The following is a 14,398-nucleotide window of genomic DNA, read 5'->3' as shown; positions in this document are numbered from 1 at the left end:
GGGGGCTGGGAAGCGACTGGCCCATGAGACCGCCGCGGCGCGGTGACGCGTCGGCGCGACGGACTTTTTGGGCGGTCATGTACGTGCACAGGGGCCGGTGCTATGCTTGTGCAACCCCCTATTGTACTGGCTGCGGCGCTCCGACACGACGTGCGCGGCCAATCTTCGAATTGCCCGTCCCATGTGCCAACTGCTCGCAATGAATTGCGCGGAACCGACCGACATCACGTTCTCATTTACCGGTTTTGCGGCGCGTGGGGGCGGCACCGATCACCATGCGGACGGTTGGGGCATTGCCTTTTTCGAGGACAAGGCCTGCCGCCTTTTCATCGATCACCTGGCCGCAGCAAATTCCCCCATCGCCGAATTGGTGAAGAAATACCCGATCAAGTCGAAGAACGTCATCGCGCATATCCGCAAAGCGACGCAAGGCATCGTTGAGTTGGAGAACTGCCATCCGTTCCAACGCGAGCTGTGGGGACGCCACTGGATCTTCGCGCACAACGGCGATCTGCACGACTACGACCCATTTCTCTCGGGCGTGTACCAACCCGTGGGGACGACCGACAGCGAACGCGCCTTCTGCGACATCATGCAAGGCTTGCGCAAGCGCTTCCCCGGTTCGCAGCCGCCGCTCGACGAGCTGTTTCACGCCGTCGAGGACATTACGCGTACGATCACGCGCCACGGCGTGTTCAACTTCGTCCTCTCGAACGGTCAGGCGTTGATCGCACACTGCTCGACGCGACTGCACTTCATCGCCCGTCAATGGCCGTTCACGAAGGCGCATCTGATCGATGCCGACTGGGAGATCGATTTCGCCAAGTTCACCACGCCGGCCGATCGTGTCGCGGTGATTGCCACCGCCCCCCTCACGGACAACGAAGTCTGGACGACCTTCGAGCCGGGCGAGTTGATTCTGTTCGAGAAAGGTGCGCCGTCGCTGCGCACCGTCGTGCCGATCCCGGAAGCCGTCCGCCTGCGCAACGCACAGAACACGGCCTGCCAATAAGGCTGCGTCGCCACCGGATGCGCGTGTTCGCACGACGTACGTCTGCGCAAAAAGCTGCGGCCATGCGCGATAAACCATAAAAAAAGCGTGCCCGAAGGCACGCTTTCGTCATTGCGGCGCTGACCGGAATCAGTGCAGGATCTTGGCGAGAAAATCCTTGGCGCGGTCCGACTTCGGATTCGCGAAGAATTCGTCCTTCCTGTCGTCTTCGACGATGATGCCCTGATCCATGAAGATCACACGGTTGGCGACCTTCTTGGCGAAGCCCATTTCGTGCGTGACCACCATCATGGTCATGCCTTCATGCGCCAGTTCGACCATCACGTCGAGCACTTCATTGATCATTTCCGGATCGAGCGCCGAGGTCGGTTCGTCGAACAGCATGGCGATGGGGTCCATGCACAGAGCACGGGCGATGGCCACACGCTGCTGCTGACCGCCCGAGAGTTGCCCCGGAAACTTGTGGGCATGCGCCGTCAGGCCAACGCGCTCGAGCAATTTCAGGCCTTTTTGGCGGGCAGCGTCCTTGCTGCGGCCAAGGACCTTGACCTGCGCGAGCGTCAGGTTCTCGGTGATCGACAGATGCGGGAACAGTTCGAAGTGCTGGAACACCATGCCCACGCGCGAGCGCAGCTTGGCCAGGTTCGTCTTCGGGTCTGCAACCGATGTGCCATCGACGATGATCTCGCCTTGCTGGATCGGCTCCAGGCCATTGACGGTCTTGATGAGCGTGGATTTGCCCGAACCCGACGGGCCGCACACCACCACGACTTCCCCCTTCTTGACCTCAGTGGAGCAGTCCGTGAGCACCTGGAACTGACCGTACCACTTGGAGACGTTTTTAAGGGTAATCATTTCGCCAACCTCTTCTGAAGACGTTTAACCAACATCGAAACCGAGAAGCAGATCACAAAGTAGACCGCTCCGGCAAACACAATCATTGCAGGCAGCGTGCCGTCACGCTGACCCACCTGATACGCCATGCCGAAGAAGTCGGCCAGGGCGATCGCGTACACGAGCGAGGTGTCCTGGAACAGAATGATGCCCTGGGTGAGCAGCAGCGGCACCATATTACGGAACGCCTGCGGCAGCACCACGAGCCCCATCGCTTGCCAGTAAGACATGCCCAGCGCGAAAGCGGCTGACATCTGACCACGCGACACGCTCTGGATACCCGCGCGAATGATTTCCGAATAATACGCCGCCTCGAACAGCGAGAACGCGACGAGGGCCGAGACCATCCGGATGTCCCACGTCGGCGGCACGTCGAGCACCGTACGCAGCACCTGCGGCACGATCAGGAAGAACCACAGCAGCACCATCAGCAGCGGGATCGAACGGAACACGTTCACGTACAGATCCGCGAACCATTTCAGTACGGTCACGCCCGACAGACGCATCATCGCGAGCAACGTCCCCCAGACGATCCCCACAACCACGGCGAGCACCGTGATCTGCAGCGTGGTGATCATGCCCTGGAAGAGCAGCGACCTCGCGTCGAAGGCGCCGCCCCATGCGAAGATCTCACCCATTATTTGCCCCCGATGTAGCCCGGCAAGCGGGTCTTGGCTTCGATGAAGCGCATGAGCATCAACACCGCAATGTTGATGATCATGTACGCAATCGTCACAGCGATGAACGACTCGTAGCTATGTGCCGTGTAATCGATGAGTTGCTTACCCTGCCCCGTCAGTTCGAGCAGGTTCACCGTCGAGATCACGGCCGAATTCTTGAAGATGTTGACGAATTCCGAGGTGATCGGCGGGATCACCACACGGAAAGCCACCGGCAGTAGCACGAAGCGATAGGTCTGCGGCAGCGTGAGGCCCATGGCCAGACCGGCATTCTTCTGGCCCTTGGGCAGCGAATTGATACCGGAGCGCACCTGCTCACACACCCGGGCTGCGGTAAAGAGGCCCAGGCCGACCACACCGGTGAGCAGCGAGACGTTCGCCGGATTGAGCGCGAATAGCCACGTGCGAACGGATTCCGGCAGGAAGTCGGGCGCCACGTAATACCAGAAGAACAACTGTACGAGCAGCGGGATATTGCGGAACAGTTCCACGTACCCTGCCGCGAAGCCGGAAAGCCATTTATTGGGAACGGTGCGCAACACGCCGAGCACGGAGCCCACGATTAGCGCAATGATCCAGCCGCCGAGACCCACTTCAAGCGTGAGCTTGAAGCCCGAGAGCAGCCACCCGAAGTAGGTAGTCCCCTCGCCCGTCGCCACCGGCTGGAAGAAAAAACTGAAATCGAGACCGAGAGCCATGATCTCCCCTCTTCTGCTTGTCTTGCTTAAAAAGAAGCGGAAGGATTGACTCCTTCCGCTTCGGCATTACGCACTGACTATGCTCAGCGATCCATCAAGCCCGTAAGGCTTACTTGGCGCTTTCAACGTCAGCATGGTCGTTCGGCGACTTCCACAGCGCGGCCATTTCAGCCGACGGCGGGAAGCTCATGTTGACGCCACCCAGTGCCGGGATCGGTTGCTGGAACCACTTGACGTAGTCCTTCTGCGCCTGGCCCGACTTCTGGTAATCGGCAACCGCCTTGTCGACCAGCTTCTTGAAGGCCGGATCGTCCTTGCGCATCATGCAGCCGTAGGCTTCGTACGATTGCGGCTTGCCAACAATGCTGTAGTCCTTGGCATCCTTGAACTTGGCGCGCTCGCCGGCGAGCAGGGCGTCATCCATCATGAACGCCACCGCACGGCCCGAATGCAGCGTGATCGCCGCTTCGCCGTGGTCCTTGGCGCTGATGATGTTCATGCCCATGTTGTCCTTCTGATTCATCTCGCGCAGCAGACGCTCGGAGGTCGTACCCGCCGTGGTCACGACGTTCTTGCCCTTGAGGTCGGCGAAGTCCTTGATGCCCGAGCCGTTCTTCGCCAGCAGACGCGTGCCGATGATGAAGAACGTGTTCGAGAACGCAGCCTGCTTCTGACGCTCGGCGTTGTTCGTCGTGGAACCGCACTCCATGTCGATCGTGCCATTTTGAACCAGCGGGATGCGGTTCTGCGACGTGATCGGCGTTTGCTTGACCTCCAGCTTCGGCAGCTTCAGTTCTTTCTTGATTTCAGCGACGACGGCCATCGCCACGTCATTGGCATAGCCAACGACATTGTGGTTGTTGTCATAGAACGAGAACGGGATCGACGACTCCCGGTTACCCAGCGAAATAACGCCGGTGTCCTTGATCTTCTTGAGGGTACCGCTCTCCTGTGCTTGCGCAGCCCCAGCCATCAGGCCCACACAGCACATCGCCAATGCAATTTTCGAAAGGGTCATTCCTTAGTCTCCTTGGCACAAAACGAATGCATTTTAGCACTGCAATTGCCCATTTTTTTATTCTTGAATGTTCGGAACGTACGTCTTTTTTGACGTAAATCGCCCCGAACATTCTGTTTTACGCATTAATGCGTATTACTACTTAGCTGGACAGCACCGCCCAATCAGGGGTACAGCCCACGCATCTCACGGGCTTGCAGAATACGGGTACACGCGACGATGAATGCGGCGGTACGCAGCGAAACCTTATGTTCCTGCGCCACATGCCATACGCTATCGAACGCTTCGCGCATGATGCGCTCCAAGCGGTGGTTGATCTCGTCTTCGGTCCAGAAGAAGCTCGAGAAATCCTGCACCCACTCGAAGTACGAGACGGTGACACCGCCAGCGTTGGCGACGACGTCCGGCACGACAAGAATGTCCTTGCTGCGCAGAATATCATCGGCGGCCGTCGTCGTCGGGCCGTTGGCGCCCTCGACCACGACCTTGGCACGGATCTTGTCGGCGTTCTTCTCGGTGATCTGGTTTTCCAGTGCTGCCGGAATCAGGAACTCGCAATCGAGCGACCAGAATTCGTCGTCCTTGATCGTCTCGGCCGCCGCAAAGCCGCCCACGCCGCCGGTCTCGGCCACATGCTTGAGCAAGTTCGGTACATCGAGACCGTCGGACTTGTAAATGGTGCCGGTGTGATCTTGCACGCCGATGACATGCGCACCCGCTTCATGGAACAGGCGGGCGGCAATCCCGCCCACGTTCCCGAAGCCCTGCACGATCACGCGCGCGCCGCGCACATCCATGCCCAGTCGACGCGCCGCTTCGCAGCTCACCACGAACACGCCGCGTCCGGTGGCTTCGCGACGGCCCAGCGATCCGCCCAGCGAGATCGGCTTGCCGGTCACGACGCCGGTGGCGGTGGACCCCTCGTTCATCGAGTAGGTGTCCATCATCCACGCCATGATCTGCTCATTGGTGTTGACGTCCGGCGCAGGAATATCCTTCGTCGGTCCGATGATGATGTTGATTTCGCTGGTGTAACGACGCGTCAGGCGTTCCAGTTCGCCACGCGAGAGCTTGCGCGGGTCGACGCGAATACCGCCCTTTGCGCCGCCGTAGGGCACGTTCACCGCCGCGTTCTTGACCGACATCCAGGCCGACAGGGCCATGACTTCGGACAGCGTCACGTCCTGGTGGAAACGCACACCGCCCTTGCCGGGGCCGCGCGACGTGTTGTGCTGGACCCGATAGCCCTCGAAATGGGCGATGGTGCCGTTGTCGAGTTCGATCGGACAGTCGACGATCAGGATCCGCTTCGGACGCTTGAGCGTTTCGACCCAGCGCGACAGCGAACCCAGATAGGGGGTGACGCGATCGACCTGCTGAAGGTAGTTGCCCCACGGGCCGAGATCGTCGGCCTGAAGGTAGGAAGGCAAGGCATGTAACGTTTGGGACATCGTTGAATTCTCCGGCTTCAATCTGCGCCGCACGCACATACCGTGCTTGCGACACGAATGGCACGCACTTTACAGAGAACCGCAGAGAACAATCCAATGCCGAATAAACATGCAATTATGCATTTCTTGCATAGTTAGGCTGCCGCGGTCATTTCGCCCCCAAGACTCGCGAATCGCCGCGTACGCACACGAAATCCGATATGCAGTGCGTCAGACCTCGGCCCCGGTTCGGGGCTTTGCCCAAGCGCAGACGGCACGAGCCCCGAACCCCGGCACGCGGCCCGGCAACGCCGTCCGTCAGCCTTTGACCTGGTCGCGCACGGCCTGCCAGAACGCCTCGAGGACTTCGCGTTTGGCGCGCTCACGGCGGTTGCCTGCGTCGGTATAGGCGAGCCGGTCGCGGTACAGGCGAATTTCCATGTCCAGATGCCATGGCGCCGACGCCTTGCCCGGCGGCGCAAGATCGATCAGTTCGTCGCGCGCGATCGAATCGATGACCGCGCTTTCCGGGAGAAACGCCACGCCGTGTCCGGCAAGCACCATGGCCTTGAGCGCCTCGGCCATGTCCGTCTCGTACACCTTGTCGAGATGCGGCGGACTCGACGCGTCGCCCGCGAGCAGATCGGCCATTCGGCCAAGGTAAGCATTCGACGTGTAGGCCAGATAGGGAACCGGTGCGTCGGGGGTACCGGGCAGCTTGAACCGGGCGCGCTTTTGCGGCGTCGGCGCGCTGTAGGGGCTGAATCGCTCGCTTCCGAGCACGATCATTTCGTAGCGCGCCGCGTCGAGCTGCAAGGGCTGGCTCGGATGGTAGTAGCACATCAGCAGGTCGCAACCGCCGTCGGTCAGCGACATGGCCGCGTCGTGCACATTGAGCGCGCGCAAGCGACTGCGCAACAGCCCCAGACGCTTTTCCAGCGCCTTGAGCCAACGCGGGAAAAACGTCATCGATAGCGTGTGCGGCACTGCAAAGTCGACGACCGAATGGTCGGCGGATCGTTGTTCACGCAATAGCGCGCGCGCTTCCTGCGCCTGCGAGAGCAGTGCCAGCGCCTGCTCGTAGAACACTTCGCCTGCCGCCGTGAGGCGTGTCGGATAGCTCGAGCGGTCGATGAGTTCGCTGCCGAGCCACGCTTCGAGCGACTGAATGCGGCGCGAGAACGCCGGCTGCGTCACATGGCGCAATTCGGCCGACCGGCTGAAACTGTTCGTCTTGGCGAGCGACACGAAGTCCTCGAGCCATTTGATTTCCATGCGGCACTCCCGCGTCGGCCATGTCAGCGCGCTAGTCTACTCAATCGACCGCCCGGATGACAGGCCCGCGCCCGGCGCTCGTCGCCAGGCCCGCATCCCGATACCTGAGTCGGGTCGTCGCTCAGGACACCACCGTCGCAAAGTGCGACGCCTCGGCATCCCCCTCCCCGCCGCGACGCTGTTGCTGCAACGCCCACATTTGCGCGTAGAGCCCTTCGGCGCGCAGCAGCGCGTCGTGGGTGCCGCGCTCCACGACGCGCCCCTTGTCGAGTACGAGGATCTGTGCCGCGTGCACGACCGTCGAGAGGCGGTGGGCGATCACGAGCGTCGTACGCTCGCGGGCGATGTTGCGCAACTCGCTCTGAATCGCCTGCTCGGAGCGCGAGTCGAGCGCCGACGTCGCCTCGTCGAAAATCAGAATATGCGGATTCTTGAGGATGGTACGGGCGATCGCCACGCGCTGCTTCTCGCCGCCGGAGAGCTTGAGCCCGCGCTCGCCGACCATCGACTCGTAACCGGCGGGCAGGCTTTCGATGAAGTCGTGGATGTGGGCCGCGCGGGCGGCCGCAATGACCTGCTCGCGCGACGCCGACGGGTTGCCGTACGCAATGTTGTAGTAGATCGTGTCGTTGAACAGCACCGTGTCTTGCGGCACGATGCCGATCGCCGCGCGCAGCGAATCCTGTGTGAGATCGCGAATGTCCTGCCCGTCGATGGTGATGCGCCCCGCTGGCAGGCCGGGGAAGCCTACGTCGTAAAAACGGAACAGCAGTCGCGAGAGCGTCGATTTGCCCGAGCCGCTGTGTCCAACGACGGCGGTGGTCGTTCCCGCTGCGACCGTAAAATCGACGTCGTGCAGAATCTGGCGCGCCGGTTCATAGCCGAAATTCACGTGATCGAAGCGCACGGTGCTGCCGTGACAGACGAGCGGTCGCGCATTCGGTGGATCGGCGACTTCGCGGTGAACGTTGAGCAGTGTGAACATGCGATCCATGTCGGTCATCGCCTGCTTGAGCTCGCGATAGATCACGCCGAGAAAGTTCAGCGGAATATAGAGCTGCAGCATGAACGTGTTGACGAGCACCAGATCGCCAAGCGTCATGCGTCCGCTCATCACGCCTTGGGTCGCGTGCCAGAGAATCAGCACGAGTCCGGACGCAATGATGACTTGCTGCCCGAAATTCAGCACGGAGAGCGAGTTCTGCGATCGAATCGCTGCGGCGCGATAGCGTTTGAGGTTCTCGTCGTAACGTTGCGTCTCGAACGCCTCGTTGCCGAAGTATTTCACCGTCTCATAGTTGATCAGCGAGTCGATCGCGCGCGCATTGGCTTTCGAATCGAGTTCGTTCATCGTGCGGCGGAAGTGCGTGCGCCACTCCGTCACCTTCACCGTGAACACGATGTAGAAGGCGAGCGCCACGAGCGTGACGATGGCGTAAAACGCGTCATAGCGCACGACGAAGAAGCCGAGCACGAGGGCCACTTCGATGAGCGTGGGCAGAATGCTGTAGAGCGAGTACGAGATCATCGACTGGATGCCGCGTGTGCCCCGCTCGATGTCGCGGCTCATGCCGCCCGTCTGACGCTCCAGGTGAAAGCGCAACGACAACGCGTGCAGATGGCGAAACACCTTGAGCGCGATCTGCCGCACCGCGCTCTCCGTCACCTTCGAGAACAGAATCTCGCGCAGCTCGGTGAAGAGCGACGTGGACAGGCGCACCAGCCCGTACGCCACGACCAGCAGACCCAGCCCGCCCACGACGACCAGGCTCGGATCGCCCGTCGCGCGCGCCGTGGCCGAGAGTGTCGACACGGGGCCAAGCCCGTCGACGATGTGCTTCATGATGATCGGCACACCGAGGTTGGCCACCTTGGCCATGATCAGGCACGACAGGGCGAGCGTGACGCGTCCGCGAAATTCAAGCAGATACGGCACCAGCGACTTGAGGACCTGCCAATCGCCGCGAGGGGCTTTGGGGCCAGGAGCGGGCGCCGGCGCGGGCTCGGCCGGAGTGAAACGTCTCATGATGGGATGGGGGCGGGGTCCGGCTCGCGCGAGGGCTTTCCGCTAAAATCGTCGATGGCGTATTTTCGCAGAACCCGGCGTCTCATGCTGAGCCGACGCCGGGCGGCTCATTTGCCCGCGAACGCGCCCGGAATGACCGGCGTCGGCCTGCCGACACCCGCCTCCCCCGTTGTTTCGGCCTTTTCAGTCTTTCCGGCTTACGCAAGGAACCTCATGAGTACCTCGACCCCTGCCCTCACGGCCCTGCCCGACGAAAAAGAACTGGCGCTGCGCGTGCTGCCGATGCCCGCCGACGCCAACGCCCACGGCGACGTGTTTGGCGGCTGGATCATGTCGCAGGTCGACATCGCCGGCTCGATCCCCGCCGCACAGCGCGCCAACGGTCGCGTGGCCACCATCGCCGTCAACTCGTTCCTGTTCAAGGAGCCGGTGTTCGTCGGCGATCTGCTGAGCTTCTACGCCACGATCGTGAAAACGGGCAATACGTCGATCACCGTCTACGTCGAGGCGTACGCGCAACGCATGCGCCTGTCGCACGAGATCGTCAAAGTCACCGAGGCGATGGTCACCTACGTGGCGACCGACGAAGACCGACGCCCGCGCCCGCTGCCCAAGCTCGATACGCCGAACTGAGCGCGCGCCAAACGACGCCGCCGCCTCGCAATACGAGGCGCGCGGCGTCAGTCCTTCGGGTCGGTCCGCCGATGCCCGTGCGCAGCGGCGTGCATTACGAGAACTGGCTGAAATCCGGCTTGCGCTTCTCGAAGAACGCCGTGAAGGCCTCGCGCGCTTCGGGCGACACGAGGCGTTTGCCGAACTCCAACGCCTCGTCGCGAATCCGTTCCTGTACGTCGCGTGCGCTATCGCCCTTCATCAACTGTTTGGTCACGCGCAGCGACCCCGCAGGCATGGCGGCCAATTGCGCCGCGCGCGTCGCGGCATACTCGGCCAATTCGGCCGCCGGCACGATGCGATTGACGAAGCCCATCGCCACGGCCTCGTTCACGTCGAACGGCTCACCGAAGAGCAGCTTCTCGGCGGCACGTTGGTAGCCCGCCACGCGCGGCAGCAGCCAGCTCGACGCCGCCTCGGGACACAACGCCAGTTGCGAGAACGGCAGCGAAAAGCGCGCCGTCTCGGATGCATACACCACGTCGCAGTGGAGCAGGAGCGTGGTGCCGACCCCGACCGCATTGCCGGCCACGGCCGCCACGATCGGCTTGCTCGCCTGACTTATCGCGCGCAGGAACTGGAACACGGGCGCGTCTTCGTCCTTCGGCGGGTGCTTGAGGAAGTCTTCGAGATCGTTGCCTGCCGAGAAGGCCTCCGGCTGTCCCTGAATCAGGATTACACGCAGCGACGGATCGGTCTCCGCTTCGGCAATGCCGTCGGCCATCGCCTGATACATGGCTGCGGTAATCGCATTCTTTTTGTGTGCGCGGTTGAAGGTCAGCACCTGCACCGCGCCCTGGCGTTGCACGGATACGTCGTCCATCGTGAGTGTCTCCTCGGGTGTGTCGGGAATCCGGCGCCGCCGGATCATCGCCTGCTGTAGATGACAACGCCGGGGGCGGTCACGCATTCGCGAGACCGCACCCCGGCGCCCTGAGCCGTCGTCGGCGTCGTATCCGCGTGGTGCTTGCGTGGTGCCTGCGTGGTAGCTGCGTCATGCCAGCCGCCAGTCAGACGACGGCATCTGCACTTACATACGTTCGAGAATCCCCGCAGCGCCCATGCCGGTACCCACGCACATCGTCACCATGCCGTACTTCAGGTTGTGCCGGCGCAGCGCATGCACCACGGTCGCGGCCCGGATCGCACCGGTGGCGCCGAGCGGGTGGCCAAGGGCAATGGCGCCGCCCATCGGATTCACCTTGGCGGTATCGAGATCCAGATCCTTGATGACGGCGAGCGCCTGTGCGGCGAACGCTTCGTTCAGCTCGATCCAGTCCATGTCCTGCTGGTTCAGACCCGCAGCGCGCAATGCGGCCGGAATCGCTTCCTTCGGACCGATGCCCATGATTTCCGGCGGCACGCCGCGCACGGCGAACGAGACGAAACGCGCGAGCGGCGTTAGGTTGAACTGCTTGAGAATCTTCTCGCTCACCACCAGCAACGCCCCTGCGCCGTCCGACGTCTGCGAGCTGTTGCCGGCCGTGACCGACCCCTTGTTCGCGAATACGGGACGCAGCTTGCCGAGTCCCTCGATCGACGTGTCCGGACGCGGACCCTCGTCGAGCGAGAGCATGCGCGTCTTGATCGACACTTCGCCGGTGGCCAGATTCGGGAATTTCTCGACGATCTCGATCGGCGTGATCTCGTTCGTGAACTCACCGGCCTGTTGCGCCTTGATCGCCTTCTGGTGCGAGGCCAGCGCGAACGCGTCCTGCGCATCGCGCGACACGCCCCACTGTTGCGCCACCTTCTCGGCCGTCAGCCCCATCCCGTAGGCGATGCCCACGTTCTCGTCACGCTCGAAGATCGACGGCGAGAGCGACGGCGTGTTGCCCATCATCGGCACCATGCTCATGCTCTCGATGCCGCCAGCGAACATGGCGTCGGCTTCGCCCACGCGGATGCGGTCGGCCGCCATGGCGAGCGCTGTGAGGCCCGAGGCGCAGAAGCGGTTGACGGTCACCCCGCCGACCGTATTCGGCAAGCCCGAGAGCAGCGCGCCGATACGCGCCACGTTCAGGCCTTGCTGGGCTTCGGGAATGGCGCAGCCGATGATCGCGTCTTCGATCACCTTCGGATCGAGCCCCGGCACCTGCGCGAGCGTGCTCTTGAGGATGGTCGCGAGCAGATCGTCCGGACGCGTGTTCTTGTAGCTGCCCTTGGGCGCCTTGCCGATCGGCGCGCGCGTGGCGGCAACGATATAGGCATCTTGCAGTTGTTTGCTCATGTCAGTCTCCGATCGGCTTAGTTGCGCACCGGCTTGCCGGATTGCAGCATGCCCATGATGCGTTCCTGGGTCTTCGACGTGCCCAGCAATTCAATGAAGGCGCGACGCTCGAGCGCCAGCAACCACGCTTCGTCCACCAGGCTGCCCGCTTCCACGTCGCCGCCGCAGACAGCTTCGGCAATACGCGAGGCGATCAGGTAGTCGTGCGCCGAGATGAAATTGCCGTCACGCATGTTCACGAGCGATGCCTTGATCGTCGAAATACCCGAGCGGCCCGCGACCGGAATACCGGCCGGCTTGAGCGGCGGACGATACCCGGCCACCGCCAGTGCGCGCGCCTCGTTGCGGGCCACCGACAGCAGTTCGTGCACGTTGTAGACGAGCGTGTCCGTCGGCTTCAGGTAGCCCATGTCGCGGGCGTCGAGCGCCGAGGCCGAGACCTTCGCCATGGCCGCGTTGGTGAACGACTTGGTGACGAACTGCAGATACTGCACGCTGCCCGCCGCCGTCGCGGCCTCGGCCGCCCGAATCGCGGCTTCCTTCAGACCGCCGCCGGCCGGCACGAGACCCACGCCGACTTCCACGAGACCGATGTAGCTCTCAAGCGCCGCCACGCGCTTGGCGCTGTGCAGCAGCAACTCGCACCCGCCGCCCAGCGCAATGCCCGACACTGCCGAGACAACCGGCACCTGCGCGTACTTCACGCGCATCATGCCGTCCTGAAATTTCTTGATGAACGGCTCGATGCCCTTGGCGCCGCCCATCATGAACGCAGGCATCGCGGCGGCCAGATCGGCGCCCGCCGAGAACGGTCCGCCCGGCGCCCCCAGTTGCAGCGACGTCGGCTGCCACACGACCACGGCGCGATATTCCTGTTCGGCCAGATCGATGGCACGGGTCAGGCCGTCGATGACGTCGGGCCCAATGGTATTCATCTTCGACTTGAACGAGACGATGAGCACGTCGTCCTGCCCCGGTGTCTGGTCGACCCACACGCGTACGGCGTCGTTCTCCTCGATGGTCTTGCCGAACTTGCGCGGGTCGGCGCTGGCGTCGCCGACAAGCGATGCCGGGAACACCTGACGCTGATACACGGGCAAGGTGCTGCGCGGCACGAAGGCGTCCTTGGCCGGGGAATACGACCCGTCGGCCGTATGAACACCGCCCGCTTCCGCAACCTTACCGCTCGTCACCCACTTGGGCAGCGGCGCATTGGACAGCGCCTTGCCCGCGTCGATGTCTTCCTGCACCCATTGCGCGATGTCTTTCCAGCCGGCGGCCTGCCAGTCTTCGAACGGCCCGGTGGACCAGCCAAAGCCCCAGCGAATGGCGAAGTCGACCTCACGCGCGTTGTCGGCGATCTGCTCGAGATACACCCCGATGTAATGGAACACGTCGCGGAATACGGCCCACAGGAACTGTGCCTGCGGGTGCGTCGATTCGCGCAGCAAACGCAGCCGCTCGGCCGGAGCCTTCTTCAGAATGCGCACGACCATCTCGTCGGCCTTCTTGCCCGACTCCACGTACTCGCCCGTTTGCGGGTCGAGCACCTTGATGACCTTGCCTTCCTTCTTGTAGAAGCCGGCGCCCGTCTTCTGTCCCAGCGCCCCCTTCGCAACGAGTGCCCCCAGCACCGGCGGCGTGGCGTAGGTCGGCGCGAACGGGTCGTCCTTGAGGTTGTCCTGCATCGTCTTGATGACGTGCGCCATCGTGTCCAGCCCGACCACGTCGGCCGTGCGGAACGTGGCCGACTTGGCGCGGCCCAGCTTGCTGCCCGTCAGGTCGTCGACGACATCGAACGCAATGCCGTACTTCTGCGCTTCGGCGAACACCGCGAGAATCGAAAACACGCCTACGCGGTTGGCGATGAAGTTGGGCGTGTCCTTCGCGCGCACCACGCCCTTGCCGAGCGTGGAGGTGAGGAACGTTTCGAGCTGGTCGAGAATCGCCGGCTCAGTGGTCGCGGTCGGGATCAGCTCGACCAGATGCATGTAGCGCGGCGGGTTGAAGAAGTGCACGCCACAGAAGCGCGCCTTCAGGTCGGCGTCGAACCCTTCCGAGAGTTCGGTGATCGACAGGCCCGACGTGTTCGACGCGAAGATCGCATGCTTGGCCAGATGCGGTGCGACCTTCTTGTACAGGTCATGCTTCCAGTCCATGCGCTCGGCGATCGCCTCGATCACCACATCGCAGCCGGCGAGCTTCTCGAGGTCGTCCTCGTAGTTCGCCGCTTCGATGTATTGCGCGTCGGCCTTGTCGGCGAACGGCGCGGGGCTCAGCTTCTTCAGGCCGTCGATGGCGCGCATGACGATGCCGTTCTTCGGGCCTTCCTTGGCCGGCAGATCGAACAGCACGACGGGCACTTTCGCATTGACGAGGTGCGCAGCGATCTGCGCGCCCATCACGCCGGCGCCCAGCACAGCGACCTTGCGTACGACCAGGGGTTTGTTGGTTTGGCTCACA

At 62.8% G+C, this 14,398-nt stretch carries 12 protein-coding genes; 2 read left to right on the top strand and 10 right to left on the bottom strand.

Annotated features, from left to right (window positions below; translation table 11 throughout):
• Nucleotides 1-181: 181 nt before the first annotated feature.
• Nucleotides 182-1,012, top strand: a complete 831-nt coding sequence (locus ACE3UG_RS05875; protein WP_374620922.1) for a class II glutamine amidotransferase — start codon at nucleotides 182-184, stop codon at nucleotides 1,010-1,012.
• 129 nt (nucleotides 1,013-1,141) lie between these two features.
• On the opposite strand, the gene ACE3UG_RS05870 is transcribed toward ACE3UG_RS05875, so the two are convergent.
• From ACE3UG_RS05870 to ACE3UG_RS05840, 7 genes are all read right to left on the bottom strand, one after another.
• Nucleotides 1,142-1,867 (bottom strand): amino acid ABC transporter ATP-binding protein, encoded by a 726-nt coding sequence (locus tag ACE3UG_RS05870; protein ID WP_374620919.1) that lies wholly within the window; start codon nucleotides 1,865-1,867, stop codon nucleotides 1,142-1,144.
• Entirely contained in the window at nucleotides 1,864-2,544 is a 681-nt protein-coding gene (gene gltK, locus ACE3UG_RS05865; protein WP_374620916.1) for a glutamate/aspartate ABC transporter permease GltK, read from the bottom strand. The genes ACE3UG_RS05870 and gltK overlap by 4 nt, the downstream gene beginning before the upstream one ends.
• Nucleotides 2,544-3,284, bottom strand: a complete 741-nt coding sequence (locus ACE3UG_RS05860) for an amino acid ABC transporter permease (RefSeq protein WP_374620913.1) — start codon at nucleotides 3,282-3,284, stop codon at nucleotides 2,544-2,546. The genes gltK and ACE3UG_RS05860 overlap by 1 nt, the downstream gene beginning before the upstream one ends.
• 109 nt (nucleotides 3,285-3,393) lie before the next feature.
• Nucleotides 3,394-4,302 carry a glutamate/aspartate ABC transporter substrate-binding protein gene (locus ACE3UG_RS05855; protein ID WP_374620910.1) on the bottom strand — a complete coding sequence of 303 codons (909 nt, stop codon included), beginning with the start codon at nucleotides 4,300-4,302 and terminating at the stop codon, nucleotides 3,394-3,396.
• 164 nt (nucleotides 4,303-4,466) lie between these two features.
• Nucleotides 4,467-5,753, bottom strand: a complete 1,287-nt coding sequence (locus tag ACE3UG_RS05850; protein WP_374620907.1) for a Glu/Leu/Phe/Val dehydrogenase — start codon at nucleotides 5,751-5,753, stop codon at nucleotides 4,467-4,469.
• Nucleotides 5,754-6,050: 297 nt separating this feature from the next.
• Nucleotides 6,051-7,007 carry a LysR family transcriptional regulator gene (locus tag ACE3UG_RS05845; protein WP_374620904.1) on the bottom strand — a complete coding sequence of 319 codons (957 nt, stop codon included), beginning with the start codon at nucleotides 7,005-7,007 and terminating at the stop codon, nucleotides 6,051-6,053.
• A 121-nt stretch (nucleotides 7,008-7,128) separates the two neighbouring features.
• Nucleotides 7,129-9,033 (bottom strand): ABC transporter ATP-binding protein/permease, encoded by a 1,905-nt coding sequence (locus tag ACE3UG_RS05840; protein ID WP_374620902.1) that lies wholly within the window; start codon nucleotides 9,031-9,033, stop codon nucleotides 7,129-7,131.
• Between the two features lie 213 nt (nucleotides 9,034-9,246).
• Between ACE3UG_RS05840 and ACE3UG_RS05835 the strand changes: the two genes are divergently transcribed.
• The gene (locus tag ACE3UG_RS05835; protein WP_374620899.1) at nucleotides 9,247-9,666 is read left to right on the top strand and encodes an acyl-CoA thioesterase; all 420 of its coding nucleotides are present in this window, start codon (nucleotides 9,247-9,249) and stop codon (nucleotides 9,664-9,666) included.
• A 94-nt stretch (nucleotides 9,667-9,760) separates the two neighbouring features.
• On the opposite strand, the gene ACE3UG_RS05830 is transcribed toward ACE3UG_RS05835, so the two are convergent.
• The 3 genes from ACE3UG_RS05830 to ACE3UG_RS05820 form a co-directional block, all read right to left on the bottom strand.
• A complete protein-coding gene (locus tag ACE3UG_RS05830; RefSeq protein ID WP_374620897.1) occupies nucleotides 9,761-10,528 on the bottom strand; it encodes an enoyl-CoA hydratase in 768 nt (255 codons plus the stop codon).
• Between the two features lie 207 nt (nucleotides 10,529-10,735).
• Nucleotides 10,736-11,935 (bottom strand): acetyl-CoA C-acyltransferase, encoded by a 1,200-nt coding sequence (locus tag ACE3UG_RS05825; protein ID WP_374620895.1) that lies wholly within the window; start codon nucleotides 11,933-11,935, stop codon nucleotides 10,736-10,738.
• 17 nt (nucleotides 11,936-11,952) lie between these two features.
• A complete protein-coding gene (locus ACE3UG_RS05820) occupies nucleotides 11,953-14,397 on the bottom strand; it encodes a 3-hydroxyacyl-CoA dehydrogenase/enoyl-CoA hydratase family protein (RefSeq protein ID WP_374620893.1) in 2,445 nt (814 codons plus the stop codon).
• Nucleotide 14,398: the final 1 nt, after the last annotated feature.

It is taken from the genome of Pandoraea sp. (assembly GCF_041919235.1).
In the GTDB taxonomy this organism is placed as follows: domain Bacteria; phylum Pseudomonadota; class Gammaproteobacteria; order Burkholderiales; family Burkholderiaceae; genus Pandoraea.
The sequence above is the reverse complement of the archived record's forward strand: the minus strand, read 5'-3'. Positions and strand labels throughout refer to the sequence as shown.

What these genes read in the sequence shown, in the direction of transcription:
- ACE3UG_RS05875 (WP_374620922.1), top strand. Translation starts at nt 182, where the DNA reads ATGTGCCAACTGCTCGCAATGAATTGCGCGGAACCGACCGACATCACG.
- ACE3UG_RS05870 (WP_374620919.1), bottom strand. Translation starts at nt 1,867, where the DNA reads ATGATTACCCTTAAAAACGTCTCCAAGTGGTACGGTCAGTTCCAGGTG.
- gltK (WP_374620916.1), bottom strand. Translation starts at nt 2,544, where the DNA reads ATGGGTGAGATCTTCGCATGGGGCGGCGCCTTCGACGCGAGGTCGCTG.
- ACE3UG_RS05860 (WP_374620913.1), bottom strand. Translation starts at nt 3,284, where the DNA reads ATGGCTCTCGGTCTCGATTTCAGTTTTTTCTTCCAGCCGGTGGCGACG.
- ACE3UG_RS05855 (WP_374620910.1), bottom strand. Translation starts at nt 4,302, where the DNA reads ATGACCCTTTCGAAAATTGCATTGGCGATGTGCTGTGTGGGCCTGATG.
- ACE3UG_RS05850 (WP_374620907.1), bottom strand. Translation starts at nt 5,753, where the DNA reads ATGTCCCAAACGTTACATGCCTTGCCTTCCTACCTTCAGGCCGACGAT.
- ACE3UG_RS05845 (WP_374620904.1), bottom strand. Translation starts at nt 7,007, where the DNA reads ATGGAAATCAAATGGCTCGAGGACTTCGTGTCGCTCGCCAAGACGAAC.
- ACE3UG_RS05840 (WP_374620902.1), bottom strand. Translation starts at nt 9,033, where the DNA reads ATGAGACGTTTCACTCCGGCCGAGCCCGCGCCGGCGCCCGCTCCTGGC.
- ACE3UG_RS05835 (WP_374620899.1), top strand. Translation starts at nt 9,247, where the DNA reads ATGAGTACCTCGACCCCTGCCCTCACGGCCCTGCCCGACGAAAAAGAA.
- ACE3UG_RS05830 (WP_374620897.1), bottom strand. Translation starts at nt 10,528, where the DNA reads ATGGACGACGTATCCGTGCAACGCCAGGGCGCGGTGCAGGTGCTGACC.
- ACE3UG_RS05825 (WP_374620895.1), bottom strand. Translation starts at nt 11,935, where the DNA reads ATGAGCAAACAACTGCAAGATGCCTATATCGTTGCCGCCACGCGCGCG.